This is a genomic window from Bacillus sp. SN1 (genome assembly GCF_002796895.1).
GTDB classification, from domain to species: domain Bacteria; phylum Bacillota; class Bacilli; order Bacillales; family Bacillaceae; genus Bacillus; species Bacillus inaquosorum.
This window is the reverse complement of sequence record NZ_PHIE01000001.1, coordinates 1,236,446-1,261,461: the sequence shown is the minus strand read 5'-3', so window position 1 is coordinate 1,261,461 and position 25,016 is coordinate 1,236,446. Positions and strand designations below refer to the sequence as shown.

The 25,016-nt window shown below is 45.8% G+C and carries 33 protein-coding genes; 27 read left to right on the top strand and 6 right to left on the bottom strand.

Annotated elements, in window-relative coordinates; genetic code table 11:
• Window positions 1-17 precede the first annotated feature (17 nt).
• The 4 genes from CVV77_RS06200 to CVV77_RS06185 all read left to right on the top strand — a co-directional run bounded on the left by CVV77_RS06200 (window position 18) and on the right by CVV77_RS06185 (window position 5,385).
• Window positions 18-1,286, top strand: a complete 1,269-nt coding sequence (locus CVV77_RS06200; protein ID WP_100274858.1) for an MFS transporter — start codon at window positions 18-20, stop codon at window positions 1,284-1,286.
• An 87-nt stretch (window positions 1,287-1,373) separates the two neighbouring features.
• Window positions 1,374-2,375, top strand: coding sequence for a LacI family DNA-binding transcriptional regulator (locus tag CVV77_RS06195; RefSeq protein WP_100274857.1), 1,002 nt, complete (start codon window positions 1,374-1,376; stop codon window positions 2,373-2,375).
• Window positions 2,376-2,452: 77 nt separating this feature from the next.
• Complete coding sequence (locus CVV77_RS06190) at window positions 2,453-3,895, top strand: tagaturonate reductase (RefSeq protein WP_100275147.1); 1,443 nt, start codon at window positions 2,453-2,455, stop codon at window positions 3,893-3,895.
• The gene (locus tag CVV77_RS06185) at window positions 3,892-5,385 is read left to right on the top strand and encodes a UxaA family hydrolase (RefSeq protein ID WP_100274856.1); all 1,494 of its coding nucleotides are present in this window, start codon (window positions 3,892-3,894) and stop codon (window positions 5,383-5,385) included. The genes CVV77_RS06190 and CVV77_RS06185 overlap by 4 nt, the downstream gene beginning before the upstream one ends.
• Before the next feature lie 37 nt (window positions 5,386-5,422).
• On the opposite strand, the gene CVV77_RS06180 is transcribed toward CVV77_RS06185, so the two are convergent.
• Window positions 5,423-6,187: a sulfite exporter TauE/SafE family protein gene (locus tag CVV77_RS06180; protein ID WP_003239147.1), complete on the bottom strand. Its 765-nt coding sequence runs from the start codon at window positions 6,185-6,187 to the stop codon at window positions 5,423-5,425.
• Between the two features lie 224 nt (window positions 6,188-6,411).
• Entirely contained in the window at window positions 6,412-6,876 is a 465-nt protein-coding gene (locus CVV77_RS06175; protein WP_060398432.1) for a DinB family protein, read from the bottom strand.
• A gap of 215 nt (window positions 6,877-7,091) precedes the next feature.
• Here CVV77_RS06175 and rapA point away from each other — a divergent pair, with 215 nt between their 5' ends.
• Window positions 7,092-8,228 carry a response regulator aspartate phosphatase RapA gene (gene rapA / locus CVV77_RS06170; RefSeq protein WP_080010777.1) on the top strand — a complete coding sequence of 379 codons (1,137 nt, stop codon included), beginning with the start codon at window positions 7,092-7,094 and terminating at the stop codon, window positions 8,226-8,228.
• A complete protein-coding gene (gene phrA, locus CVV77_RS06165) occupies window positions 8,218-8,352 on the top strand; it encodes a phosphatase RapA inhibitor PhrA (protein WP_019258130.1) in 135 nt (44 codons plus the stop codon). Before rapA ends, phrA begins: the two co-directional genes overlap by 11 nt.
• 29 nt (window positions 8,353-8,381) lie before the next feature.
• On the opposite strand, the gene CVV77_RS06160 is transcribed toward phrA, so the two are convergent.
• Window positions 8,382-8,636: a YciI family protein gene (locus tag CVV77_RS06160; protein WP_100274855.1), complete on the bottom strand. Its 255-nt coding sequence runs from the start codon at window positions 8,634-8,636 to the stop codon at window positions 8,382-8,384.
• A 122-nt stretch (window positions 8,637-8,758) separates the two neighbouring features.
• Between CVV77_RS06160 and CVV77_RS06155 the strand changes: the two genes are divergently transcribed.
• Window positions 8,759-9,712, top strand: a complete 954-nt coding sequence (locus tag CVV77_RS06155; RefSeq protein ID WP_100274854.1) for an N-acetylmuramoyl-L-alanine amidase — start codon at window positions 8,759-8,761, stop codon at window positions 9,710-9,712.
• A 35-nt stretch (window positions 9,713-9,747) separates the two neighbouring features.
• Here the strand turns inward: CVV77_RS06155 and CVV77_RS06150 are convergent, their stop codons facing one another.
• Complete coding sequence (locus CVV77_RS06150) at window positions 9,748-10,125, bottom strand: PH domain-containing protein (protein ID WP_088111083.1); 378 nt, start codon at window positions 10,123-10,125, stop codon at window positions 9,748-9,750.
• A gap of 105 nt (window positions 10,126-10,230) precedes the next feature.
• Here CVV77_RS06150 and CVV77_RS06145 point away from each other — a divergent pair, with 105 nt between their 5' ends.
• Both CVV77_RS06145 and CVV77_RS06140 read left to right on the top strand, forming a co-directional pair.
• Window positions 10,231-10,833 (top strand): poly-gamma-glutamate hydrolase family protein, encoded by a 603-nt coding sequence (locus tag CVV77_RS06145; protein WP_003239139.1) that lies wholly within the window; start codon window positions 10,231-10,233, stop codon window positions 10,831-10,833.
• A 72-nt stretch (window positions 10,834-10,905) separates the two neighbouring features.
• Window positions 10,906-11,742, top strand: coding sequence for a manganese catalase (locus tag CVV77_RS06140; protein WP_100274853.1), 837 nt, complete (start codon window positions 10,906-10,908; stop codon window positions 11,740-11,742).
• Between the two features lie 44 nt (window positions 11,743-11,786).
• Here CVV77_RS06140 and CVV77_RS06135 read toward each other — a convergent pair whose 3' ends face one another.
• Window positions 11,787-12,383 (bottom strand): ImmA/IrrE family metallo-endopeptidase, encoded by a 597-nt coding sequence (locus tag CVV77_RS06135; protein WP_088111082.1) that lies wholly within the window; start codon window positions 12,381-12,383, stop codon window positions 11,787-11,789.
• Between the two features lie 161 nt (window positions 12,384-12,544).
• Window positions 12,545-12,886, bottom strand: coding sequence for an HTH-type transcriptional regulator Xre (xre, locus tag CVV77_RS06130; protein ID WP_084995151.1), 342 nt, complete (start codon window positions 12,884-12,886; stop codon window positions 12,545-12,547).
• 176 nt (window positions 12,887-13,062) lie between these two features.
• Between xre and CVV77_RS06125 the strand changes: the two genes are divergently transcribed.
• From CVV77_RS06125 to CVV77_RS06040, 18 genes are all read left to right on the top strand, one after another.
• The gene (locus CVV77_RS06125; RefSeq protein WP_084995148.1) at window positions 13,063-13,242 is read left to right on the top strand and encodes a hypothetical protein; all 180 of its coding nucleotides are present in this window, start codon (window positions 13,063-13,065) and stop codon (window positions 13,240-13,242) included.
• A complete protein-coding gene (locus tag CVV77_RS06120; RefSeq protein ID WP_100274852.1) occupies window positions 13,229-14,065 on the top strand; it encodes a phage portal protein in 837 nt (278 codons plus the stop codon). Before CVV77_RS06125 ends, CVV77_RS06120 begins: the two co-directional genes overlap by 14 nt.
• Window positions 13,965-14,765, top strand: a complete 801-nt coding sequence (locus tag CVV77_RS06115; RefSeq protein WP_080428994.1) for an ATP-binding protein — start codon at window positions 13,965-13,967, stop codon at window positions 14,763-14,765. Before CVV77_RS06120 ends, CVV77_RS06115 begins: the two co-directional genes overlap by 101 nt.
• Window positions 14,765-14,932: a hypothetical protein gene (locus tag CVV77_RS06110; protein WP_019258140.1), complete on the top strand. Its 168-nt coding sequence runs from the start codon at window positions 14,765-14,767 to the stop codon at window positions 14,930-14,932. Before CVV77_RS06115 ends, CVV77_RS06110 begins: the two co-directional genes overlap by 1 nt.
• A gap of 84 nt (window positions 14,933-15,016) precedes the next feature.
• Window positions 15,017-15,373, top strand: a complete 357-nt coding sequence (locus CVV77_RS06105) for a phage portal protein (RefSeq protein WP_100274851.1) — start codon at window positions 15,017-15,019, stop codon at window positions 15,371-15,373.
• Window positions 15,360-15,566, top strand: a complete 207-nt coding sequence (gene xtrA / locus CVV77_RS06100) for a phage-like element PBSX protein XtrA (protein ID WP_084995137.1) — start codon at window positions 15,360-15,362, stop codon at window positions 15,564-15,566. The genes CVV77_RS06105 and xtrA overlap by 14 nt, the downstream gene beginning before the upstream one ends.
• Window positions 15,567-15,680: 114 nt before the next feature.
• A complete protein-coding gene (locus tag CVV77_RS06095; RefSeq protein ID WP_100274850.1) occupies window positions 15,681-16,190 on the top strand; it encodes a sigma-70 family RNA polymerase sigma factor in 510 nt (169 codons plus the stop codon).
• Window positions 16,191-16,307: 117 nt separating this feature from the next.
• Complete coding sequence (gene xtmA, locus CVV77_RS06090) at window positions 16,308-17,105, top strand: phage terminase small subunit (RefSeq protein ID WP_003239127.1); 798 nt, start codon at window positions 16,308-16,310, stop codon at window positions 17,103-17,105.
• Window positions 17,102-18,403, top strand: a complete 1,302-nt coding sequence (locus CVV77_RS06085; RefSeq protein ID WP_100274849.1) for a PBSX family phage terminase large subunit — start codon at window positions 17,102-17,104, stop codon at window positions 18,401-18,403. Before xtmA ends, CVV77_RS06085 begins: the two co-directional genes overlap by 4 nt.
• A gap of 3 nt (window positions 18,404-18,406) precedes the next feature.
• The gene (locus CVV77_RS06080) at window positions 18,407-19,894 is read left to right on the top strand and encodes a phage portal protein (RefSeq protein WP_100275146.1); all 1,488 of its coding nucleotides are present in this window, start codon (window positions 18,407-18,409) and stop codon (window positions 19,892-19,894) included.
• A gap of 19 nt (window positions 19,895-19,913) precedes the next feature.
• Complete coding sequence (locus tag CVV77_RS06075; protein ID WP_019258145.1) at window positions 19,914-20,741, top strand: XkdF-like putative serine protease domain-containing protein; 828 nt, start codon at window positions 19,914-19,916, stop codon at window positions 20,739-20,741.
• Window positions 20,742-20,766: 25 nt separating this feature from the next.
• Window positions 20,767-21,702 carry a phage major capsid protein gene (locus tag CVV77_RS06070; RefSeq protein WP_019258146.1) on the top strand — a complete coding sequence of 312 codons (936 nt, stop codon included), beginning with the start codon at window positions 20,767-20,769 and terminating at the stop codon, window positions 21,700-21,702.
• A 21-nt stretch (window positions 21,703-21,723) separates the two neighbouring features.
• On the top strand, window positions 21,724-22,107 hold the full coding sequence (gene yqbG / locus CVV77_RS06065) for a protein YqbG (RefSeq protein ID WP_003239123.1): 384 nt from the start codon (window positions 21,724-21,726) through the stop codon (window positions 22,105-22,107).
• Window positions 22,104-22,460 carry a YqbH/XkdH family protein gene (locus tag CVV77_RS06060; RefSeq protein ID WP_019258147.1) on the top strand — a complete coding sequence of 119 codons (357 nt, stop codon included), beginning with the start codon at window positions 22,104-22,106 and terminating at the stop codon, window positions 22,458-22,460. Before yqbG ends, CVV77_RS06060 begins: the two co-directional genes overlap by 4 nt.
• Complete coding sequence (locus tag CVV77_RS06055) at window positions 22,457-22,942, top strand: HK97 gp10 family phage protein (protein WP_100274848.1); 486 nt, start codon at window positions 22,457-22,459, stop codon at window positions 22,940-22,942. Before CVV77_RS06060 ends, CVV77_RS06055 begins: the two co-directional genes overlap by 4 nt.
• 13 nt (window positions 22,943-22,955) lie before the next feature.
• Complete coding sequence (locus tag CVV77_RS06050) at window positions 22,956-23,396, top strand: phage portal protein (protein ID WP_100274847.1); 441 nt, start codon at window positions 22,956-22,958, stop codon at window positions 23,394-23,396.
• 3 nt (window positions 23,397-23,399) lie between these two features.
• Window positions 23,400-23,618: a YqzN/YkzM domain-containing protein gene (locus CVV77_RS06045; RefSeq protein WP_084995110.1), complete on the top strand. Its 219-nt coding sequence runs from the start codon at window positions 23,400-23,402 to the stop codon at window positions 23,616-23,618.
• Window positions 23,615-25,015 (top strand): phage tail sheath family protein, encoded by a 1,401-nt coding sequence (locus CVV77_RS06040; RefSeq protein ID WP_100274846.1) that lies wholly within the window; start codon window positions 23,615-23,617, stop codon window positions 25,013-25,015. Before CVV77_RS06045 ends, CVV77_RS06040 begins: the two co-directional genes overlap by 4 nt.
• Window position 25,016: the final 1 nt, after the last annotated feature.

Here is a 25,016-nt window from a genome sequence, read left to right as displayed (position 1 = left end):
ATAGGGGTGAGGTTGAGATGTTCTCAAAAGATAAGCTTCCCGTTATCCTTTTTTTGTTCCTGGCAGGGGTGATTAATTACCTGGATCGTTCGGCGCTTTCCATTGCAGCTCCTTTTATTCAGGATGATCTCACATTGTCTGCCACGCAAATGGGCTTGATTTTCAGCAGTTTTTCGATTGGTTATGCCATTTTTAACTTTCTTGGGGGCGTGGCATCTGACCGCTACGGGGCAAAGCTGACCTTGTTTGTCGCCATGGTCGTTTGGTCGCTGTTCAGCGGAGCAGTCGCCCTTGCCTTTGGTTTTGTCAGCCTGCTGATTATACGCATCCTCTTCGGAATGGGAGAAGGCCCGCTTTCGGCGACCATCAACAAGATGGTGAATAACTGGTTTCCGCCAACCCAGCGGGCGTCCGTTATCGGTGTGACCAACAGCGGCACGCCGCTCGGGGGAGCCATTTCCGGCCCGATTGTCGGCATGATCGCAGTCGCGTTCAGCTGGAAGGTGTCCTTCGTTCTCATTATGATCATTGGATTAATATGGGCAGTGCTCTGGTTCAAGTTTGTCAAAGAAAAGCCGCCAGCGGCGATGGGGGATGCACCGGCAATTAAAGCAGAAACGTCTCCTGGGGAAAAAATTCCGCTCACCTTTTACCTGAAGCAAAAAACCGTCCTGTTCACGGCGTTTGCTTTTTTCGCTTACAACTACATTCTCTTCTTCTTTTTGACGTGGTTTCCGAGCTACCTTGTCGAAGAGCGGGGATTAAGTGTTGAATCGATGAGCGTCATTACGGTCATTCCATGGATTTTAGGCTTTATCGGCCTGGCAGCGGGAGGATTTGTTTCTGACTATGTGTACAAAAAAACAGCTCGAAAAGGTGTGCTGTTCTCGCGCAAGGTAGTGCTTGTCACGTGTTTGTTTTCATCGGCGGTCCTGATTGGTTTTGCAGGGCTTGTGGCTACTACTGCGGGCGCTGTCACACTTGTCGCTTTGTCAGTGTTCTTTCTCTATTTGACAGGCGCTATCTATTGGGCTGTCATTCAAGATGTGGTTGATCAAAACAATGTCGGTTCTGTAGGCGGCTTCATGCATTTCCTCGCCAACACGGCAGGAATTATCGGCCCGGCTTTAACCGGTTTTATTGTTGACCGGACGGGCACGTTTTCTGGAGCATTTTTGCTTGCCGGAGGGTTAGCTGTCTTCGCTTCACTTGCTGTTATTCGTTTTGTCCGTCCGATCATCGGCAAACCAGCAGGAACAGAAGCGGAGGATTCAGTGTCTTATTAATCTGGAAATATAGTGGGAGAGGCGGTATGTTTGATGATACAATATACAGTAAATAATCGCAGCTGGCATGATAAGGAAGGGAAATAGATGGTAACCATAAAAGATATCGCAAAACTTGCAAACGTATCCCACACAACCGTTTCCAGAGCACTCAACAACAGCCCTTACATCAAAGAACATACGAAGAAAAAAATACTGGAGCTCGCAGCACAGCTCAACTATACACCAAATGTAAACGCGAAAAGCCTGGCGATGCAAAAGTCACATACGATCGGGCTTTTCTTCACAAGCATCACAAACGGAACCTCACACAGCTTCTTTGCTGACACAATCAAAGGCGTAAATCAAGCCATAAGCGAGGATTACAATCTCTATGTGCGCGGCATCGATGATCTGAAAAACTATGACTCTGTTACGCCGATGAGATATGATGGCATCATTTTAATGAGCCAAAGTGACATTGATAATTCTTTTATTTATCATATTCGGGAAAAAAACATCCCGCTCGTCGTGCTGAATCGCGATATTGATGACCGCAGCATCACGAATATTTTGTCCAATGATAAGGAAGGCTCTCAGGAAGCCGTAGAATACTTCATTAAGAACGGACATCAAGACATCGCCATCATCGAGGGGATCGAAGGCTTTAAATCCTCGCAGCAGCGAAAGGAAGGCTACCTAGCCGCATTGATTCATCAGCATCTTCCGGTCAAACATGAATACAGTGTCAAAGGGCAATACGATATGGAAAGCGGCTTTCAAGCGATGGAGCGGCTGCTGGCGCTGCCGAACCCTCCAACCGCTGTCTTTTGCTCGAATGATGACATGGCAATCGGAGCGATGAATGCGATATTCGCAAAGGGCCTGCGCGTCCCTGATGATATTTCAGTAATCGGATTTGATGATATTGGGTTTTCGCAATATATCACGCCAAGGCTTTCAACAGTGAAGCGCCCAGTGGAGAAAATCAGCGTGCTCGGCGCGCAAAAACTATTGTCGCTGATCAGCGAGCCGGAAACAAAAGCGGAAAAAATCTTGGAAAATACAGTGTTTATGGTACGTGATTCAGTTAGACAATTGACGCCGTGATGCCCCGTTTTTCAGCGGGCATTCTTTATACAGAAAAATGTTAACGTGTGCATAAATAAAAGAGGGAGGCAATGAAGGTGCAGAAGCTGAATAAAAACCTATACGATCACTATACTGAGTATCCGGAAAAAATACTCCAATTCGGAGAAGGAAACTTTCTTCGAGGGTTTGTCGATTGGCAGATTGATCAACTGAATCAACACACTGATTTTAATGGGAGCGTCGCAGTTGTACAGCCAAGAGGGTCAGAAAAAATCAAAAGGTTAAATCAGCAAGATGGGTTATACACGCTTTTTTTACAGGGAATGAAAGACGGAGAAGCGGTAAACGAGCATATGATTATCAATTCAATCAGCCGGGGAATTGATCTGTTTTCTGATTATGAAGCTTACAAAGAATTGGCTTCAAGTGAAGAGCTGAGGTTTATCATTTCCAACACCACTGAGGCCGGTATCGTATGTGATGAAAAAGATCGTTTAGAGGATAGGCCGCAAAAAACATTCCCTGGGAAATTAACTGCATTTCTTTACTTTCGCTATGAGGCATTTAAAGGAGATCGGACAAAAGGGTGTGTATTGATCCCATGTGAGCTGATCGAGAATAACGGCGAAAAGCTGAAGGAAACGATTCTTCATTATGCAGATCTATGGAAGCTGGAAGAAGGGTTTACACAGTGGATTCATGAGGCCAATACGTTTTGTAATAGTTTAGTAGACCGCATTGTCCCAGGATTTCCTGTCGACAGCATTGATGAGATTACTGCTGATCTGGGCTATCAAGATGAACTGATTGTTGTGGGAGAGCAATATTATTTATGGGTTATCGAGGGACCGGATTGGATTGGAAAGAAACTGCCCTTTACAGCTGCCGGGCTCCATACAAAGATCGTCAGCGACCTGACGCCTTACCGGACTAAAAAAGTAAGAATTTTAAATGGCGCTCATACGGCAATGGCGCCAGTGGCTTTATTATACGGCTTAAAAACGGTGCGGGATGCCGTCGAGCATCCGAAAGTGGGGCGGTTGATCAGAGAGATGATTCATGACGAAATTCTTCCTGTTTTAAAAATGGAAGGGCTTTCTCAATATGCCGACGATGTGCTGAACCGTTTCAAAAACCCGTATATTAAGCATTACCTGGAAAGCATTGCATTGAACTCTATTTCCAAATTCAAAACGAGAAACCTGCCGACTATTCAGGAATATGCTGAACAGAAGGGACAGCTTCCTGAACGCTTAGTGTTTTCGTTCAGCGCTCTGCTGTATTTTTATCACGGAAACGAGAAATTGCAGGATGATCCGGCTGTTCTTCAATTTTTTAAAGAGGTGTGGAATCAGGAGAGTGGAGACATGTTTCGTATCGCCTCAAGAGTGTTAAGCGAACAGCGGCTATGGGGGACAGATCTCAACGAGATACCGAAGCTGACTGATAGAGTCTCTGATTATTTGGATCATATTCATGAGCTGGGCATGCAGCTGGCTCTTGAACAATGCTGTACTCAAGGGGGAGAAGTAAGATGAAGTCATTTATAAAGATTCATATACAAGATAATGTCCTTCTTGCGCTGCGGGATATCCAGAAGGGAGAGCGGCTGAATGCGGACGGCGTGTCTATTGAAGTGAAGGATGATATAAAAAGAGGCCACAAGATTGCGCTGCAGCCTATCAAAGAAAACGATAGCATCATCAAATACGGGTTTCCAATCGGGCATGCGTCACAAGATATATCGATCGGAGAGCATATTCATGTCCATAATACGAAAACAAATCTGTCTGATATCCAAGCATACAGCTATACTCCGAGATTTGATGAGAATCCGTATTCAAATGAGAACCGGACGTTTAAAGGATTTAGAAGAGAGAACGGAAATGCCGGTGTACGAAATGAGTTGTGGATTGTGCCAACTGTCGGCTGCGTCAATGGAATAGCTGACAAAATGCTCCAGCGTTTTGTCAGAGAAACGGGGGATATCGCTCCATTTGATAACGTGCTCGTGTTAAAACACCAATACGGATGCTCGCAGCTTGGCGACGATCACGAAAATACGAAGCAAATCCTGCTGAATGCCATTCGCCATCCAAATGCCGGCGGCGTCTTGGTGTTAGGGCTTGGCTGTGAAAACAACGAGCTGGCAGGAATGAAGGAAGCACTGCAAGATGTGAACCTGAATCGGGTGAAGTTTCTCGAATCCCAGTCGGTGACCGACGAAATGGAGGCGGGCGTTGCTTTGCTGAAGGAGATTCATGAAGCGGCCAAAGGAGATAGGCGAGAAGACATTCCGCTGTGCGAACTGAAAATCGGGCTGAAATGCGGAGGTTCTGACGGTTTTTCCGGCATAACGGCAAACCCGCTGCTTGGACGTTTTTCAGATTATATCATCGCACAGGGAGGAAGCACGGTGCTGACGGAAGTCCCGGAAATGTTCGGTGCGGAAACCATCCTGATGCAGCGGGCTGTCAATGAAGAAGTGTTTCATAAGATTGTCCATTTAATCAATGATTTCAAACAATATTTTATCAAACATGATCAGCCGGTGTACGAAAATCCTTCGCCGGGCAACAAAGCAGGCGGCATTTCAACACTTGAGGATAAATCGCTGGGCTGCACGCAAAAAGCGGGGATTTCTCCTGTCGCGGATGTCTTGAAATACGGCGAAGTGCTCAAGACAAACGGGCTGACGCTTTTGAGCGCGCCGGGCAACGACTTGATCGCTTCCTCCGCATTGGGGGCTGCCGGCTGCCAAATTGTCCTGTTTACAACGGGGAGAGGCACGCCGTTCGGCACCTTTGTCCCGACAGTGAAGGTAGCCACAAACACCCAGCTGTACGAGGCGAAGCCGCATTGGATTGATTTTAACGCAGGTCTTTTAGCAGAGGATGATGTTCATGAGGAATATGTGTTGCGAGAGTTTATCCATTATATGATTGAGGTGGCAAGCGGTCAACTTGTGAATCATGAAAAAAATGATTTCAGAGAACTCGCCATTTTTAAATCAGGTGTGACGTTATAATGAAGAAGGCTATCCTCCGAGGGGATAGCCTTCTTCATTAAATCAATTTTAAGCCGCTGATCAAAATGATGGACGCCATAATAAATTGCAGCGGGCGCGGGGAGAATCGAGGCGAGAGATGGCTCCCGATCAGCACGCCGGGGATCGAACCGATCAGCAGATTAGCTGCCAGCATGTAATCCACGCTTCCGAAGCTTGCGTTCAAAATGCCTGCTGCCGTAACGAGAAGAAAAGCATGCGCGATATCTGTTCCGACAATCTGTGACGCTTTCATGTTAAATAAGTAGATCATGGCGATTGCAAATAGTGAGCCGGAACCGATTGATGTTAATCCGACAATAAATCCAAACACAACACCAATGAGAATCGTCAGCGCCCGCTTGTTTTCAAGCGGCATCAGCTGCCAGCGGTTTGGGCGAAGTTTTCGATCCAAAAACAAACGAACGATGATTGAAATGGCAACTAGCGTTAACACATAGCCAAGAGCGTGCTTTATAATTTCTTCCTGATGCTGATGAAAGGCGGGGAACAAATGCAGTATGCCAATGGCTAGCGAAGCACTCGGAATACTGCCGATGGCTAAGTATTTTACCAATTTAAAGTTAATCGTTTTCTGCCGCCAATGGGAGGCAACGCCAAACAGCTTTGTGATCGAGTTATATACAAGATCCGTCCCGACCGCGATGGAAGGATTAATTCCAAGCACAATTAAAAGAGGAGTTAATAAGGCGGCTCCGCCCACTCCCGTCAATCCGACTAAGGCTCCGACAAACAAACCCATCAATATGATGCTTACACTCATGATAAAGGCCTCCTGAAAACCCGACTATTTTTATCAGATTATATATGATTAGGTCATGTTAATCAATTAAATTTTTTGAATTTTTGTACGTTAGCTGCTTGAAATTTTGGTTTGCTCAATATCTTTATTCATTTGCCCTATAATGAGTGTCTGGACGAGATCCGGAAGTGAGCCGGAGGCACAAAAAAAGATACCCTAAACAGGTATCTTTTTTCTCGTTTCCTTTACATGCGCTGCTGATAGAAAGGAAGCTCCGTATGGCCCATTTCCCGCACATAAACGAACAGGTTGCCTTTATGGTGAATTTCATGCTCCATTGCAAGCTGAAGCAGTGCGCTGCCTGTGATTTTTCTGCCAAAAGTTGCTGTCAGATCAATTTCTCTGTCCAGCTGCTCTTCAGTCAGCTGTTCAAGGATTGCGACCGTTTTTTCTGTATATGTTCTTGCCAGAACATTGAGATCTGTTTCTGTTTCTTCCTGCTTGTTTTGAAATGGTGAGGCATTGCCTTCTTTAATGACATTTGCAAATAAGTGGAAAGACGTAAGGATGTGTTTGACCAGCTCTTCCGCTGACATTGACGTTTCAGCCGGTTTGTAGCCGTAATGGTCTTTGCTGATTTTTTCAGCAAGCTCATTGGTCACGTTTCGATGGGATAAAAAATGGCTGACAATTTGATTGGATTGACTCAATATGATCTCCTCCATATATAAAAATAAATGGTGCAATGAAATCCTATATCAACGGTTACCAATTCACAAGTAATATGCTGTGTAATGCAGTTCTGAAATTTTCATTTTGTTGCGGTTAGCCGAAATTCGACAATTGCGGTCTTTTTGCGTTCTTCTTTTTCTTGTAAATATGATAAAATATGACATATCTCGGGTAACTCAAAAGGGGGGATTAATTGAGGATGAAGCAAACGATTCCGTCCTCTTATGTCGGGCTTAAAATTAATGAATGGTATACCCATATCCGGCAGTTCCACGTCGGTGAGGCCGAACGGGTCAAGCTCGAAGTAGAAAGAGAAATCGAGGATATGGAAGAAGACCAAGACTTGCTGCTGTATTATTCTTTAATGGAGTTCAGGCATCGTGTCATGCTGGATTACATTAAGCCTTTTGGAGAGGACACTTCGCAGCTAGAGTTTTCAGAATTATTAGAAGACATCGAGGGGAATCAGTATAAGCTAACAGGGCTTCTCGATTATTACTTTAATTTTTTTCGAGGAATGTATGAATTTAAGCAAAAAATGTTTGTCAGCGCCATGATGTATTATAAACGGGCTGAAAAGAATCTTGCCCTTGTCTCGGATGATATTGAGAAGGCCGAGTTTGCTTTTAAAATGGCCGAGATTTTTTACAATTTAAAACAAACCTATGTTTCGATGAGCTACGCCGTTCAGGCATTAGAAACGTACCAAATGTATGAAACGTACACCGTCCGCAGAATCCAATGTGAATTCGTTATTGCAGGAAATTATGATGATATGCAGTATCCAGAAAGAGCATTGCCCCACTTAGAACTGGCTTTAGATCTTGCAAAGAAAGAAGGCAATCCCCGCCTGATCAGTTCTGCCCTGTACAATCTCGGAAACTGTTATGAGAAAATGGGTGAGCTGCAAAAGGCAGCCGAATACTTTGAGAAATCCGTTTCTATTTGCAAGTCGGAAAAGTTCGATAATCTTCCGCATTCTATCTACTCTTTAACACAGGTTCTGTATAAACAAAAAAATGATGCCGAAGCGCAAAAAAAGTATCGTGAAGGATTGGAAATCGCCCGTCAATACAGTGATGAATTATTTGTGGAGCTTTTTCAATTTTTACATGCGTTATACGGAAAAAACATTGACACAGAATCAGTCTCACACACCTTTCAATTTCTAGAAGAACATATGCTGTATCCTTATATTGAAGAGCTGGCGCATGATGCTGCCCAATTCTATATAGAAAACGGACAGCCCGAAAAAGCACTTTCATTTTATGAGAAAATGGTGCACGCACAAAAACAAATCCAGAGAGGAGATTGTTTATATGAAATCTAAATGGATGTCAGGTTTGTTGCTCGTTGCGGTCGGGTTTAGCTTTACTCAGGTGATGGTCCATGCAGGAGAAACAGCAGACACAGAGGGCAAAACATTTCATATTGCGGCCCGCAATCAAACATAAAGAGAAAAAAAGACCCTCCGGGGTCTTTTTTATTTCAGCTTCCATTCTTTTATGGTCAGCTCAGAAGATCCGCTTGCCACCAGAGGATCTGCATGTCCGATTTCCCCCGCCTCTTCCAGCGAATCTGCTACGATGACGTAGGCTCCGCCTGTGGCATCGCTGAATGGTCCGAACATTTTTAAGCGCTTTTCTGCCTGTAGACGGTCCAAAAATTCATAGTGTCCGGCTACATGCTCCTGATTGAAATGATCTGTTCTCGTTGTCAGCATTAAATATGTATTCATGACCTACCCCTCCTATTGAACTTCAGTTTAACACAATTATCCATATAGCGGTGACGGATGATATGAGCTTTTCGTCCTACGAATGCCACCTATTGGTGAAAAAGAAAAAGGAGAGATGATAGGTGAGCATTCAAGTGAAGAAAAATTTGGTTTCTGAAGCGAAATACGCGCTGAAGTGCCCCAATGCGATGTCCGCTGAATACATTACCATTCACAACACGGCAAACGATGCGTCAGCTTCTAATGAAATCAGCTATATGATTGGGAATACCAGCTCGACAAGCTTTCATTTTGCAGTGGATGATAAAGAGGTGATTCAAGGTCTGCCGCTTAACCGAAACGCCTGGCATACCGGTGACGGCACAAACGGTACAGGAAACCGCAAATCAATCGGCGTTGAGATTTGCTACAGCAAATCGGGAGGCCCAAAGTACGAGGCGGCCGAAGCCTTGGCGATTTCATTTGTCGCGCAGCTTTTGAAAGAGCGCGGCTGGGGAATCGATCGGGTGAGAAAGCATCAGGACTGGAGCGGAAAGTACTGCCCGCACCGCATTTTATCAGAGGGTCGCTGGGATCAAGTGAAGGCGGCAATTGAAAAGGAATTAAACGGAGGCGTATCAGCGAAAAAGGCTTCAGTCTCTTCTTCGGCGTCTGAATACCATGTGAAAAAAGGCGACACACTGTCGGGTATTGCCGCATCACACGGTGTCAGTGTGAAAACGCTGCAAAGCATAAATCATATCACTGACCCGAATCACATCAAAGTCGGACAGGTAATAAAACTGCCTCAGACGGCATCTGCTTCTAAAAGCCATGCCGCGTCTTCCTATCCGCTCCCATCCGGAGTGATCAAAGTGACAAGCCCGCTGACGAAAGGGGCAAATGTAAAGCAGGTGCAGAACGCTTTAGCTGCCCTTTATTTTTATCCTGATAAAGGAGCGAAAAATCACGGCATTGATGGCGTTTATGGCCCGAAAACAGCAAATGCCGTGAAACGTTTTCAGTCTGTCAGCGGATTAACGGCAGATGGGATTTACGGTCCGAAAACAAAAGTGAAAATCGAGGAAAAGCTATAATCAATAAACGGAAGCTGCCCAGCTTCCGTTATCACTTACATACAAACTGCAGCAAGCACTTTTTGAATATCATAAATGCTTTCATCTTTTTTAAACTGCTTTGAGACAGCGGGAAGTTCCGCACCGGAAATCCAAATTTTCAACTCTGAATCAAGATCAAAGCGGCCGGCGGTTTCCACACTGAATCTGGAAATGCTTTTGTACGGAATCGATTGAAATTCCGTTTTCTTGCCTGTGATGCCCTGCTTATCTACAAGAATAAGCCGCTTCTCAGTAAAGACAATTAAATCGCGAACCAGCTTAAACGCGGCATCAACATTCTCACCCTCCAGTAAAATATGAGCCAGCTCTTCTTTCGCCGCAGCCGTTGACAGTGTTGACGCATTGCCAAGTAATCCATCAATAAATCCCATGATATACCTCCTGATACGTATTCTATCAAATCATACTATAAAAAGGTTTTCATTCATAGATGAGTAGAGTAAACTGGTGCTGACTGGTAAAGGAGAGCGTTCAAAATGAAAGATATGTATGACAGCTTTGCAGCCCTTTCTGCTTCTGAATCAGAGTACCGGATTATTTATGAAGAAAAAAACGGAAGTGAACATATCGTCCTCGGTCCTCACGGCGGCAGAATTGAACCTGGCGTCAGTGAGCTGGTGCGGGCATTTTCCGAACAATGTTCCATTTATTTGTTTGAAGGTGTAAAGAAGCGAAACAACCGTTCCTTGCACCTGACAAGCACTCGTTTTGACGAGCCGCTGGCTTTAGAAAAAGTGAACGCCCACCATTATGCATTAGCATTTCATGGGTATCATGATCCAAAAACACCGCATACATTGGTCGGAGGCGCGGATCGTAAAAAAGCCAAGCTCATTTGTGAGCGGCTGATTGAAGCGGGCTTCAGTGCCGAGCTCACGAGTGAGAAAGACCGGCTGGCAGGTGTGCATCCGAAAAATATTGTCAATCGGACGAAAAGGGAAATGGGACTGCAATTGGAAGTAAGTACGGCACAGCGAAAAGCATTGTTCCGCAATTTTGGCTGCCGTGATGAAAGTTACACACAAAACGATTTGTTTTGTCGATATGTGGAAGCTGTTAAGCTTGGTTTTTATGATTGAATGAAACGGACCTGCACGATCGGCCTATTCCTTCATACGCTGGGTTGTGCGATAGTGCAGGGAGGAATGAATATGTTTTATCATATTAAAGAGCTTCAATATCAGGCAAAGCCAGCTCATCCCGATCCGGTTTATGCGAAAAAACTTCAAGAGGTGCTGGGCGGCCAATTTGGCGAGATCAGTGTCATGATGCAATATTTGTTTCAGGGGTTTAACTGCAGGGCGGACGCCAAGTATAAAGATTTGTTATGTGATGTGGGAACGGAAGAGATCGGGCACGTGGAAATGCTGGCTACGATGATTTCCAGGCTTCTGGATAATGCACCCGCTGATGTACAGGAGGATGCTTATAAAAGCAATCCCGCTATTGCAGCAGTAATGTCAGGGATGAATCCTCAGCACGCTATTGTATCCGGCTTGGGTGCGATGGCATCAGATAGTGAGGGCTATCCGTGGAATGCAAAGTACATCATATCGAGCGGAAATCTGTTGGCTGATTTTCGCGCAAACTTAAATGCGGAAGCCCAAGGGCGCCTTCAGGTGACACGGCTTTATGCCATAACTGATGATCCCGGGGTAAGGGATATGCTGTCATTTTTGATTGCAAGAGATACTTATCATCAAAATATGTGGTATGCAGCCATTAAAGAGCTGGAAGAAAGAGAACGCGATATTGTCGTTCCAACGACGTTCCCGCGTGAGCTCGAAAAGCAGGAAGTGGCCTATGACCTGTTTAACTTTTCCAGAGGGGATGAGAGCTCACAAGGAAGATGGGCTCATGGCGAAGCCTTTGACGGCCGGGGCGAGTTCAGGTATATCCCGGCTCCGATTGCGTTCGCATCTGCGCCTCATCTTAAACCGGCGCCAATGTGGCTGCAGAATACCATGCCTCCGATGTCGAAATATTAATATCTATGCCGGGCTGAGAGTAAATGTCCCCAGCCCGTTTTTGATCAGCTGTATTTGCCGATTTGATACAACGCTTTTTCTTCAGCGACCTGCAAGTGCTGCTGATCGCCTTCCTCGTACGCATTTGGCCGCTTATGTGATAATAAATAAGCGAGCCGCTTCTGAAATTGAATACCTGCTTTACGCCGTTCAAACATTTCAAGCCTTTTTTCAGCAAATTCCTTTGTTACCCGGAATACCGTCGCGATTGTGGCAAGCGCCTGGCTTCTCCATTGCGGCAGTTCCATCTGCAACAGCATAAAGGTTGGCACACAGAAGTGGTACATAAATTGATTCGCTTGAAATTCCTGCAGTTCCCTGAAGAGCTTGTTCATCTGAAAATGATTGCCTGCATGCTTTAACACGTGGCACAGTTCATGGCCAAAATCTTCCCATTGCTCTTCCCGTGATTTTCTCTGGTTCAATACGATACTGTACATGCCGTCGTATTTGACCATCATGCTCCCCATATCCTCAAAATGAACCCAAATATCCAGGTCCTTTGCGATTTTCAGCATGTCAATGTGATGTGGAGAGGTGATGCCCAGCCGGTTGTATAAATTTTTAACGTATTCCTCCAGATGTGATAAGTAATCGCCCAATTGAATACTCCCTTTCGAACGTATGTTCTGTTTTTAGCGAGAAAGAAAAGCCCGTATAGGACTGGAAAGTGTGTTGAAATCTTTCCCTTTTCTTTAAAAAATAAACACTTTTTTCTTTATATCGGTCTATTTTTTATATGTTTTAGAGAACAGAGAAATGTTTATTTATTTTTCGGTTTGCGGTTCTTCTCTTTTTCTTTTAAATAGTTGATAAATTCGATGGCCTGCTGTTTGCTTTCTGGGGAAAAATCCTGCATATCACGGTATGCAAGCTGCAAGTCCGGATCTGAGAACATATCGTCCTCGGATTTTTTGTCTTTCCCTGTTAATAAGTAATCAGTCGTTACTTGAAAGTATTCAGCCAGCTTTTGGAGTGTGTCGTAATCAGGTTCGCTTCGCCCGTTTTCATAGTGGGAATATCGTGCCCGTGACACACCGATGTGAGATGCGATTTCTTCCTGTGTCCTTTTCCCTCTGAGACTCTTCAATCTGCTGCCTATCATACTATGACCTCTCTTTTTAAACTCCCTAAGTTACTTATGATTATAGATACAATATGTATCAAAATAAAGTTATGATAAAAAAAGTATCAAAAATAACTTGATGATACAGATTGTATCGTTTATACTTGGTAACAGTTGATACGAAATGTATCAAAAAAGATTAGGAGAGTGATCACATGTATCCGATCCAAATTGTATTTAGTAAAAATCCCATAGATCAGCGCCATCTCGGACAATCCGGCGGCACCATCTCGTTTACGGCATGCGGCCTTCCGGTGTTCCACTTTGAAACGCAAGAACAGTTTCAAACATACATGAAGTTAAAAGGAGAAGCGGCATACAATGAGAGTCGATAAAAGTTATCCTTTTCCTATGTATTCAGGGTTATTGAATTCAGAACATTATGACAAAATCGGTCCGGCGCTATGGCTGTTTCTCTGGTTCATCAGCTCTACAACAAAAGAAATTGAAAAAGACGGAGTAAGCTGGGGAATCGTGCTCGGCCATAAGCCGTTAAAAGCGAGAGAAATGGCGGCTGTATTCGGTGTGAGTGAAAAAACTGTCAGAAGATGGCTGGAGCTTCTCGAAACTCATAAGTACATAAAGGCTGTCCGTGTGCCATACGGACTGATGATTTCAGTAAAGCATTCCAAAAAATTCAGCTTCAGATCGGACAAAACTGAACACCAGAGCATAAAGGAACGGCCATTTTCGCCGCAGGCACCGGACACAGACGTCCGTTCAGATAAAGATAAAACAAACACATATACTGCTGCTGATGATGCAGTGGATCACATTGCGAAGCGTTTTACACAATTACGGTCGGCTCAAGAAGGACGCACCGTGTATCCTTCCTCAAGAGATTATCAAGCCATCGCCCGTATTGTCGCCATCGGCGTTCCTGTGACGCAAACAATCAAATGGCTTGAGGAATGCTTTCAAGCCTTTGAAAACCGCCGAACCGCCGCTTCAGAAACAATCAAGGCCTTTCGCTACTGCTCGAAATTCATTGAAGACCGATTTTTCGCGCAGCAGGCCAAAAAGAATGCCGCAATTCAACATGAGAGGATGAAAAAACATGACAAAACGAACAATCGAGCAAATTTTGGACGAGCTGAGAAAAGGGAGACGTCCATTACTGGCGGACAAACCGGCCGAATCAGACGCAAGCCGGTATGATTGCCCGCGATGCAAGGATCAGGGAGGCTATCTCATCCGCCAGAACGGCCTGGAAGTCTGGACGATGTGCAGCTGCATGGCAGAACGGAAAGTAAAGCGGCTGCTCGGTGCTAGTGAGATTACCCCTGCCTTCAGACAGCTGGGCTTCAAAGAATTCTGCATTGAGGGAAAACCGCAGGCCATAAAAGATGCGTTTGAATGCGCAAAAGAGTATGTGGCGGATTATGAACAAATCAAGGACGCCCGGAAAAACAGCATCGGCCTTTTAGGACAGCCCGGGTCGGGGAAAACGCACCTTTTGACCGCTGCTGCCAATGAATTGATGAGAACACGCCATGTGCCGGTCATTTATTTTCCATTCGTGGAAGGCTTTACCGACCTTAAAAATGACTTTGATCTTTTGGAAGCGAAGCTGAACCGGATGAAGCAGGCAGATGTGCTGTTCATAGATGACCTGTTTAAACCGGTTAACGGCAAACCCCGCGCCACAGATTGGCAATTAGAGCAAATGTATTCGGTACTCAACTACCGCTACTTAAATCATAAACCGATTTTGCTTTCGAGCGAGCTGACGATTGAAACACTTGTACGGGTCGATGAAGCGCTCGGCACGAGAATCTACGAAATGTGCAGCGACTATTTAGTGATTATCAAAGGAGCAGCCTACGAGCTGAACCATAGATTGGAGGGCGTCAGATAATGTGCAAGCTTTGTCAGACGAAGAAAGTCATTGTGGAACATACCGGGATTGGAGCTGTTTTTCATCCATGTCCGAACTGCCGATCCGGCACTGACTTAACGCCGGTCATTCAAAAGCTGGAGCAAATGCTGACAGCGGGAAAAGCGAGGCTGAATGTCCGTGATTAAACAGCTGACAGCTTTAATTGCTTTGCTGTTTCGGGCAAAGCGAACAGAAAAAAACATTGAACAATGGTATAAGGATGACGGGAAGTGAAAGTAATGGCAAAAAAACAAGCAAAGAAAAGCCCTGCGCCGTGGCATGCTGTCCCGTGCGGGGATACGAAACCGATCTATATTTATTCAGCATACAGTGAAGAAGAAAAAGAAAGATTCCCATATTCAAATGGCCGGCTGATCGCCGCTGTATTCGACCTCAGCTCTTATTCGCAAAAAAGCAATGCTGCTTTGATGGCGGCTGCGCCTGAACTGCTGGAAGCGTCTAAAGCAGCTCTTGATTTTCTGAAAGGGAATTCTGTTCATTCTAAGGAGCACATCATTCAGGTATTAGAAAAGGCCAAAAAAAGCGCTGAATCAGAAAGGGAGGAAAAGAAACATGATCAATCCTAAAAAACTGCTGCATATCGATTCCATTACGCTGGAGAGCCAGCTGGAGGACGGAAAAATCCGCGTGATTATTGTGGACGGCATCAAGCAGGAAGCATGGATCACAGAAGCGCCGGAGCACGGAAAAACGCTCGTCGAAACGAGGAAGGGAGACCTTGCTCGCGTGGAATTTGAAATCGGCTACAAATTAAATTAAAGCGAAAACAGAATACGTCCAAGACGGAAAGCCTGCGGACACTGATCAACTGCACAGCATTTGTGCGTTGATTGGTGTCCGTTTTTTATTACCAAAAATGAGGAGGATCATAGAATGCAAGACTTACTATTTGAATATAAACGCACACTAAAACAAACAAGAACACAATATAAACCGCTCGCTGAAGCAGATGAATCCATGCTCTCAGCTGAAGAGCTGAAGGATAAAAAAATCATCAGAAATATCATCACGGATCTTGAATATGTAACAGAATGGCTTGAAAAAGGAAGACAACCCGGCATCAGACGGGCGATTGACCGTCGTGATGCCTACCAGCGGCTGATGATCAAGGATCCGAGAATTATCGAATCATTTTCCAGCACGATGATGGTCGAGCCGGACGGACAGGTATCAGAAGAAGACAGAGAGAGAATCCAAGAAGCGTTAGCCTTGTTAACAGACAGAGAAAAAGAAATGTTTTTATTGCATAAGGTAGAATGCTTTTCTTATGAACGGATCGCTGATCTTCTCGGCGTGAAAAAATCGACTGTGCAAACAACTATCAAACGGGCAATCGTAAAAATGCAAAGGCAGCAGGAGGAAATGAATCGATCGCTTGCCTGAAAGCTTGTCATACGTTTGCCACCTATAAGTGAATAGAGCATGACACATAAGCGGCTGGCAAGATCAGCCGCTTTTATGAATAGACATCCATGCTGGAGGTGGCGGTGATGCCGTAGCATGAAAACACAACAGCGCGAACAAGCATTAGCAATCTATCAACAACATCAGGGAAACATCACAAATCGGGCGATTGCGGATATAATCGGCGTTTCTGCGAAAACAATCGGCATCTGGAAAAAACAAGACAAATGGAAACAGGCCTTGTTTTCTGAAACCAGAAACGAACAAAAACAGCGCCGTATAGACAATGATGAATTAAATGAACGCCAGCGGCTGTTTTGCCTGTATTACGTCAAAAGCTTCAATGCCACACAGTCAGCAATCAAAGCGGGCTATTCTCCGGACAGCGCCCATGTGACGGGCAGCCGGCTGTTAAAGAATGAAAAGGTCGCTGCTGAAATCAGACGCATTAAAAAAGAAATGGTCAATGAAATGTTTATTGAAGCGATGGATGTGCTACAGGTTTATATCAAGATCGCGTTTGCGGATATTACGGACTATGTGACCTTCGGAAAAAAAGAGGTCCAGGCTGTCGGGAAATCGGGGCCGCTGTTTGATGAAGATGATAATCCGATTATGAAGGAAATCAGCTTTGTCGATGTCAAAGATTCCGGGCTCGTTGACGGCACCATTGTGACGGAAGCGAAGCTCGGCAAAGAAGGCATCGCCATCAAGCTGGCCGATAAAATGAAGGCGCTCGAGAAGCTGTCCTTATATTTCGATTTGTTTCCGGATCAATTTAAACAAAAAATTGAAAACGAGAAATTAAAGCTTGCCAAACAAAAAGCAGAGAAAACAGATGACAGCCAGGAGCCGATTGAAATCATGATCAAACGAAAAGAGGACAAGCCATGATTGTAAAAGAAATCAACCCTCATTTCGAAGATTACGTATTCAATTGGGAGCAGACGTACCAGTTTCTCGTCGGCGGCTACGGCTCATCCAAAAGCTATCATACCGCATTGAAAATCGTGTTAAAGCTGCTGAAGGAAAAACGGACGGCTCTTGTCATCCGCGAGGTGTTCGATACCCATCGGGATTCGACCTTCGCCTTGTTTCAAGAGGTGATTGAAGAGCTCGGCCTCACAAAGGCTGTGGCATCCCTTTCTTCCCCGATGCAGCTGCGTTTTCAAAACGGCAGCCGGATCATGTTCAAAGGAATTGATAATCCGGCAAAATTAAAATCGGTTCATAACATTTCATTAATATGGATTGAAGAATGCTCAGAGGTGAAGTATGAAGGCTTTAAGGAATTAATCGGCCGTCTTCGCCACCCTGAGCTGAAGCTTCATATGATCTGCACCACCAATCCTGTCGGCACCTCCAATTGGACGTACCGGCATTTTTTTCGGGATGAACGCAATAAACGGTTTGTGCTGGATGACAGAGAACTTTACGAAAAGCGGACGATTGTGAAGGGAGATACGTATTATCATCATTCCACAGCAAACGACAACCTCTTTCTCCCGAAAAGCTATGTGAATCAGCTTGACGGACTCAAAGCATATGATCCTGACCTGTACCGGATTGCCCGCAAAGGCCGATTCGGCGTCAACGGGATCAGGGTGCTGCCGCAGTTCGAAGTGCTCCCGCATGGCCAAGTAAAAGAACGTATCGCAGCCATCAGCAAGCCGATTTTTCGCACAGGCATGGATTTTGGGTTCGAGGAATCCTATAATGCCGTCGTCCGGCTCGCTGTCGATCCTGAGAAAAAATACCTCTACATTTATTGGGAGTATTATCAAAACAAAATGACAGATGACAGGACGGCTGAGGAGCTGCGTGAGTTTATCAATACACAGGAATTGATCAAAGCCGACTCGGCTGAGCCGAAAAGCATCCAATATTTCCGCCAGCAGGGCTTTCGAATGGTAGGAGCCAGAAAGTTTCCCGGCTCCAGGCTTCAATATACCAAAAAGGTGAAACGATTCAAAAAGATCTTCTGTTCGGACCGCTGTGAAAATGTCATCTATGAGCTCAAGTCGCTAACGTATGCTAAAGATAAAAACGGCTCGCTGATAGAGGATGAATTCACGATTGACCCGCATACGCTTTCTGCCATTTGGTATGCGCTTGATGATTATGAGGTTGCTGATATGAAAGAGACAGCAAACAAACGTATCCGGCCGAACCGGGAAAGGAGGAGGTCATAAATGATGCACAATCAAACAGTCAGAGCAACTGTATTCAAAACCAATTCCGCCGCTCCTCAGACAAAGCAAATCTATGAAGATGACTTTTCTGAGCTGTACGGAGAGGATATTATCGCACCGCCATACAATATCATCGAGCTCAAAACCATTGCTGAATACTCGACCATTCTTCAGCAATGCATAGATGCGTACAGAGTTAATATTACAGGTTTTGGCTTTGATGTTGAGTATACGTTTGATGTTAACGCCACTGGCGTCGATCAGGCGAAAAAGAAAAGGGCGGAAAAAGACTGGGCCAGACTTGAAGCCTTTTATAAATGTCTTCATTTTGACGAATCAGCCGAAATGATTTTAGGCTATGCCATCGAAGACAGAGAAAAAACAGGCAATGGCTTTATGGAAGTGCTTCGGGACGGGATGGGAAAACCGGCTGGCATCGAATATTTAGATGTGAAAAATATGCGTGTATGCGGAGCCGGCGAGCCTGTTGAAATATCTTTTATGTATGAAGAAAACGGAAAAGTGAAGAGAATCAAAAGGCAAAAACGTTTCCGAAAATATGTGCAGATGATCAATGGAAAAAAAGTATTTTTCAAAGAATACGGTGATCCGAGAAAAATGGACATGCGCACGGGTGAATATGTGAGCACATTGGCAGAGAAATATCAAGCGAATGAAGCCATTCACCTCAAAATCGGAAGCGGCGTATACGGCGTGCCGCGCTGGGTAGGCAATATCGTCAATCTATACGGAGCGCGAAAAGCGGAAGAGCTCAATTTTATGTATTTTAAGCAGGGCCGTCACGTCCCCGCTGCGATCACAGTGGAAAACGGGATGCTGTCGGAAGCTTCTTATCGGGAGCTGCAAGAATACATGAATGATCTTGAAGGCGTGGAAAACGCCCACAAATTTCTCTTGATTGAAGCGGAAGGAATCGCGAAAGAGAAGGATCTCCACGGGGGAGAGGATATTACGCCGGTGTCCGTGGAAATCAAGTCCTTGGCGGAAATTCTCCAGAACGACGCCTTGTTTCTTGAGTACGATGAAAAAAGCAGAAATAAGCTGCGCTCGGCGTTCCGCCTCCCGCCTCTGTATACAGGCGAGGCGCAGGAATACAACCGGGCGACAGCTGATACCGCTAGAAAAATTACGGAGGAGCAGGTCTTTCAGCCGGAGCGAAAAACGCTCGTGAATAAACTGAACACGCTGCTTTTGCCGGAGCTGAATATCCATGACGTCAGGCTGACATTAAAAGGACCGGACTTTCGTGATCCGCTTGAGATTGCGAAAGTGCTCGGTCCTTTTATTACAGCCGGAGCGGTATCGCCGAATGATTTACGCGATCTTGCGGGGCGGGTGCTTGGCAAAACGCTGGAGGAGTGGCCTGAGGAAATCTATAAACGGCCTGCAGGACAGGATGCGGAAAAGGCAAACCTGACTGCGCTCATGCAGGAGCTGAAAGAAAGCATCGAAGCGATCAAAACGTCCTGAAGGGAGGTGAATCAAGCAGGTGGCGCGGGAATTAAGAAATGCCAAAATCAGCTTTGTCAGTTATGTAGACAAGGCGGCTAATCAGACAGAATTTTTCTTTACGAAGTCAGACGGACCTCCGTCATTTGAAAAAAAGGTTCGGCTGTTTACAAAAAGTGAGCAGGATGAACAAAAGCTCGTGTACGGAATCGTGTATGAGCCTGATGTTCCTGATGCCCATGGCGATTATATGACCGCTGAGGAAATTGAAAAAGCGGCGCACGGCTTTCTCGCGGAGGCACGGGAGATTGATATCAATCACAGCTTTGAGGGCGGAACCGGCGTCGTGGTCGAGTCATATGTGGCGCCCGATGATTTTATGATCGGGTCAAAACGGATTACAAAGGGGTCGTGGGTGCTCGTGACAAGAGCGTCTGACGAGGTGTGGGAACAGATCAAGGCTGGAATCATCACCGGCTACAGCATGGCGGGCATTGCTGATGTGTATGAAGAAGAACCGGTTGAAAAAGCGGGATTCTTCAGTGTATTCAAGCAGATGCTGACTGACAAAACAGGGAAGGAGACTGAAGAAATGAGAAAAGAAGACATGAAAGAATCATTCGAGCATGCGCTTTACCCTCTGCTCAAACGGCTTGAGCGGATTGAAAAAAATACAGACACGGAGGAAAAGCCCGAGCAGACGGGTGATGACGAGCGTCTGAAAAAGCTCGTTGAGGACATGCTTGCCCCGCTGATCGAACGAATCGAAGCTTTGGAAAAAGCGCGAGGCGCGTCTAAGCAGACAGCGGACGATGCGGGCAACAATACAGAGCAAGTCAAAAAATCAATCTGGAGCGGACTGCTGTAAAACCAGTCAAAGAGGAGGAAATCAATTGAGAAATCAAGAGATCATTCGGAAAGCGGAAATGTCGCTTTCTGCTTTAAAAAGCGGCGGACTTATGAACCCTGCGCAAGCATCGGCTTTTATCCGCATGGTGCAAAACACGCCGACCATTTTCAGTGAATCCCGCGTGATTCAAATGGAAAACGACTCGCAAAAATTTGAGAAAATCGGCTTCGGCCAGCGTATTCTGCGGGCTGCACAAGAAGGAAAAGCACTGTCAAACGACGAGCTGACAGTTCCAACGACAAGCACTGTCCAGCTGAACACGAAGGAAGTCATTGCGGAAATCAACATTACGTATGACACACTCGAAAACAATATTGAAAAAGACGGCCTTCAGCAGACGATCATGCAGATTTTAGCAGAGCGCGCAGCCGTTGATATTGAAGAGCTGATTGTAAACGGTGATACAGCATCACATGATCCGTATCTGGCGCAGCTGGACGGCATCCGCAAACAAGCGGTGTCCCACATCGTTGACATGAACGGTGAAGAACTGTCCAGAGCGACATTCAAGAAAGGCTTAAAGGCTGTTCCGCCGAAATATTTGCGCATCCCTCAGGAATTCAGATTCTATACGTCGCACGGCTTAGAAGTTGAATGGAAGGACCGCGTGGCAGACCGCCAGACAAACCTTGGGGACCAGGCTGTTCAGGGCGGCTTGTCAACAGCATTCGGCGTACCGGTCAAAGGGGTATCCAATATTCAGCCGTACACAGTCGGAGAGGGAGACGCGCAATATGACGCTTCCGACATCATTCTCACACATCCGAAAAATATCATTCTTGGCTTCTCCCGCAATATCCGAATTGAAGTCGACAAAGACATCCGCTCACGTAAATTCATTATTGTCTTAACGGCCAAGCTGGACAGCAAGTTCGAGGAAGAGGATGCCTGCGCTAAATTAATTAACGTAAAAGAATAATAGAAACGGGGTGGTCAGCTCATGCTCATTGAACCGACTGACGTAGCCTCCTATTCGGTCTATGATCGAGTGAAAAACAGACCGGAAGAACTGCTGGCGCAGGATATCATCGAGGCGGAAGCGGAAGCGGCTCTCATCACGGGCCACCGCTTTGAAGACAGCGTTTATGACCCGCTGCCCGACAAGGCGAAATTGGCTTTGCTGAAGTTAGCCCAGTATTTTGCGCTTGTGAACAGCGATGAATCAGCCTCATCAAGCTATCAGTCTGAAAAAATGGGGGATTATTCCTACACGGTTTCCGGAGAAGGCGGCATTCAGCGGCCAGTGGTGTATCATTTGCTCGAAGAGTTTATTACGCCGGGCTACGTCCCTGAGTCCTCCAGACTGAAGGTGAGGTCCTTATGAGCTATCAGCGGATGCTCATTCACCGCTGCGACATTTATCATGAAGCGACTCAAGCGCCGTCTGCAGGCCGATTTGGGATTCCGGCGGACAAGCTGCAGCCGGTGACTTTATATCCGGATACACCCGATGAACAAGATGTCCCTTGCTATTTTACTGAAAAAACGCAGCAGCTGATCCAGGAGGAGCCTGATCAAACTGTATATCACAGCTTTCTCGTCCATTTTCCGTTGTCAGCGGACATCCGCGTGAACGATAAAATCATTTGGGAGAATCATAAATATATACTAAAGCTGCCAAAAAGGATCAGGCATCATCATTGGGAAGTCATCGCGGTCAGGGATGAAAGCCTATGAAAATAGCGGGGCTGAAACAGCTAAACACGTCATTAAAAAAGGCGGCATCAGGCGGATTTTCGCGTCAGGCGTCCCAGTGGCTTGAAGAGTGCGGGCAAGATTTTCTGGAGATCGTCCAATCTGAACTCATCAGCACACAAACGATTGATACAGAAAAACTGCTCAGTTCCTTTGAGAAAGGCGCAGAGGACAATCTCTGGATTGTGCAAAGCGGCGGGCTTTCGCTTGAGGTGGGTACACAGCTTGATCACGCCTCATTTCTTAATGACGGCCATTGGACCTCAAAAGAAGACGTGAGGTGGGTGCCAGGGCATTTCCAAGGCTCGCGGTTTATTTATGATCCCGCGGCTTCAACGGGAATGGCGCTCAAGAGAAAATGGATCGCGGGCACGAGATACTGGGATCATGCACTTCTTTTATATGAACAGCTGTTTGAAAAATCGCTGAAAAACAAATTGCGCCAGTGGCTGAAGAAGCTATAAAGGAGGGAACAGGATGAACAGCGAAACAGGATCGATCATGGCATTTTTGTACAGCAGGTGGTCTGTTCCCATTTATGAACGTGAGCTGCCTGATCAGTTTCAGGTGCCGTCGTTATACGTCCCATCGCCATCTGTTTTCGAGGAAACAGATACGGTCTCCACATTTAAAAAAACCTACAGTCTCAATGTGAAGCTGTTTCATCTTGACTCCGTTCAGGCGCTTGATGAAGCGGACAGGCTCGCGGATGCCATCAGAGAAGTGAGAAATATGGTTCCGCTGCTAAGTGAATCAGGTGAGAAGACGGGGGATATGGTCCGCATCACCCGAATTGAGACAAGGGTCGGAGACAGGGGCGAGGCGGTCATGGTGATCAGGTGGAGCAGCCGGTATTATTATCACAAAACAGAACAGCCTGTCTTACAGGATATCGACATGAACAGCGGGGTGAAATAAGCGGTGGCAAAGGACAAACAACAGAAGAAGGCTGTACATACAGAGAGCCGGGAAACTCTTTTTGATACAGCGGATTTGATTAAGCACGCGAAGGAGCTGTTCGGCGTTAAGCCGGATATCCTTCAGGGGGCTTTATTTGGCGTGGATCAAACACGTATGACGAAATCAGAAGCCAATCAATTGATTCAAACATTTCTAACCAAGGAGGTCATGTCATCATGAATGGCGGAACATTTACAACAGGAAAAGAAAAAGAACGTGCAGGCATTTATTTTAACTTTAAAACGACAGCGCAGGAGCGGGTGTCACTCGGAGAACGGGGAACAGTCGCACTCCCGGTTGCATCAAGCTGGGGGGAAGCGAAAACGTTTGTCTCCATTTCCAGCGTAGAAGATTTAAACAAAAAAGTGGGCCTTAGCATTGATGATCCATCATTATTGCTTTTGCGTGAAGCAAAGAAAAATGCGAAAACGGTATTAATGTACCGTCTAACCGAAGGTGTCCGTGCGTCTGCTGATATTGCTGAAGGTGTCAAAGCGACTGCTGTATATGGCGGATCAAAAGGAAATGACATTATCATCCGCATTAACCCCAATGTGCTGGATGCTGCTTCTTTCGATGTGACAACGTATATGGATGAGTCAGAGGTTGATAAACAGACCGTCAAAAAGGCTGAAGAATTAACTGCTAACGGCTATGTCACCTTTACCGGAACAGGCGATCTTTCTTCGACGATTCCGCTCACTGGATCAGAAGGAGAGACTGCAGCTGAATCTCTGAATGCATCTGCAGGAATCCGTTTATCCGGCGGTACGGATAAAGCCCCTGTCAACTCCGACTATACAGATTTCTTAGCCGCAGCTGAAACGGAGAATTTTGATGTGATTGCGCTGCCTGTTGCGGAAGGTGATCAGCTGAAGGCGACATTTGCTGCTTTCATTAAGCGTCTGCGCGACGGCCAAGGACAAAAAGTGCAAGGGGTCACAGCGAATTATTCCGGTGACTATGAAGGCATCATCAACGTAACAGAAGGTGTGCTGCTCGAAGATGGCACGGAAGTTACGCCGGACAAAGCAACGGCTTGGGTAGCTGGAGCGAGCGCAGGAGCAACCTTTAACCAATCACTGACGTTCGTTGAGTACGAAGGCGCCGTTGATGTGTTACACCGCCTTGACCACGATACGATTGTTGAACGTCTGGGCAAAGGCGAATTTTTATTCACATTCGACGCCCGCGATAAATCCGTCAGCGTAGAAAAAGACATTAACTCACTCGTCACGTTTACAGCCGAGAAAAACAAAAAATTTGCGAAAAACAAAATTGTCCGTGTCCTGGACGCCGTAAATAATGATTTAACACGCGAGCTGAAAGCCTTAATTAAATCAAGAAAAGGCAGCGGAAGCGATATTCCGGCGTCTGAAGACGGACTTCAGTATGTGAAAACGATGATCACGCAATACATGACAACCCTTCAGGATGCTGGCGGCATCACTGGCTTTGATTCTGATGAAGATATCACCATTTCAATGAATGAAGACCGTGACGGCTTCTTGATTGACCTGGCTGTACAGCCTGTCGACGCAGCAGAAAAATTCTACTTTAATGTGGAGGTAAACTAAT

Excerpts from the sequence above, each read along its gene's own strand:
- CVV77_RS06200 (WP_100274858.1), top strand. The coding sequence starts at position 18 with ATGTTCTCAAAAGATAAGCTTCCCGTTATCCTTTTTTTGTTCCTGGCA.
- CVV77_RS06195 (WP_100274857.1), top strand. The coding sequence starts at position 1,374 with ATGGTAACCATAAAAGATATCGCAAAACTTGCAAACGTATCCCACACA.
- CVV77_RS06185 (WP_100274856.1), top strand. The coding sequence starts at position 3,892 with ATGAAGTCATTTATAAAGATTCATATACAAGATAATGTCCTTCTTGCG.
- CVV77_RS06180 (WP_003239147.1), bottom strand. The coding sequence starts at position 6,187 with ATGAGTGTAAGCATCATATTGATGGGTTTGTTTGTCGGAGCCTTAGTC.
- phrA (WP_019258130.1), top strand. The coding sequence starts at position 8,218 with ATGAAATCTAAATGGATGTCAGGTTTGTTGCTCGTTGCGGTCGGGTTT.
- CVV77_RS06160 (WP_100274855.1), bottom strand. The coding sequence starts at position 8,636 with ATGAATACATATTTAATGCTGACAACGAGAACAGATCATTTCAATCAG.
- CVV77_RS06150 (WP_088111083.1), bottom strand. The coding sequence starts at position 10,125 with ATGGGATTTATTGATGGATTACTTGGCAATGCGTCAACACTGTCAACG.
- CVV77_RS06145 (WP_003239139.1), top strand. The coding sequence starts at position 10,231 with ATGAAAGATATGTATGACAGCTTTGCAGCCCTTTCTGCTTCTGAATCA.
- CVV77_RS06140 (WP_100274853.1), top strand. The coding sequence starts at position 10,906 with ATGTTTTATCATATTAAAGAGCTTCAATATCAGGCAAAGCCAGCTCAT.
- xre (WP_084995151.1), bottom strand. The coding sequence starts at position 12,886 with ATGATAGGCAGCAGATTGAAGAGTCTCAGAGGGAAAAGGACACAGGAA.
- CVV77_RS06125 (WP_084995148.1), top strand. The coding sequence starts at position 13,063 with ATGTATCCGATCCAAATTGTATTTAGTAAAAATCCCATAGATCAGCGC.
- CVV77_RS06120 (WP_100274852.1), top strand. The coding sequence starts at position 13,229 with ATGAGAGTCGATAAAAGTTATCCTTTTCCTATGTATTCAGGGTTATTG.
- CVV77_RS06115 (WP_080428994.1), top strand. The coding sequence starts at position 13,965 with ATGACAAAACGAACAATCGAGCAAATTTTGGACGAGCTGAGAAAAGGG.
- CVV77_RS06110 (WP_019258140.1), top strand. The coding sequence starts at position 14,765 with ATGTGCAAGCTTTGTCAGACGAAGAAAGTCATTGTGGAACATACCGGG.
- xtrA (WP_084995137.1), top strand. The coding sequence starts at position 15,360 with ATGATCAATCCTAAAAAACTGCTGCATATCGATTCCATTACGCTGGAG.
- CVV77_RS06095 (WP_100274850.1), top strand. The coding sequence starts at position 15,681 with ATGCAAGACTTACTATTTGAATATAAACGCACACTAAAACAAACAAGA.
- xtmA (WP_003239127.1), top strand. The coding sequence starts at position 16,308 with ATGAAAACACAACAGCGCGAACAAGCATTAGCAATCTATCAACAACAT.
- CVV77_RS06085 (WP_100274849.1), top strand. The coding sequence starts at position 17,102 with ATGATTGTAAAAGAAATCAACCCTCATTTCGAAGATTACGTATTCAAT.
- CVV77_RS06080 (WP_100275146.1), top strand. The coding sequence starts at position 18,407 with ATGCACAATCAAACAGTCAGAGCAACTGTATTCAAAACCAATTCCGCC.
- yqbG (WP_003239123.1), top strand. The coding sequence starts at position 21,724 with ATGCTCATTGAACCGACTGACGTAGCCTCCTATTCGGTCTATGATCGA.
- CVV77_RS06060 (WP_019258147.1), top strand. The coding sequence starts at position 22,104 with ATGAGCTATCAGCGGATGCTCATTCACCGCTGCGACATTTATCATGAA.
- CVV77_RS06055 (WP_100274848.1), top strand. The coding sequence starts at position 22,457 with ATGAAAATAGCGGGGCTGAAACAGCTAAACACGTCATTAAAAAAGGCG.
- CVV77_RS06050 (WP_100274847.1), top strand. The coding sequence starts at position 22,956 with ATGAACAGCGAAACAGGATCGATCATGGCATTTTTGTACAGCAGGTGG.
- CVV77_RS06040 (WP_100274846.1), top strand. The coding sequence starts at position 23,615 with ATGAATGGCGGAACATTTACAACAGGAAAAGAAAAAGAACGTGCAGGC.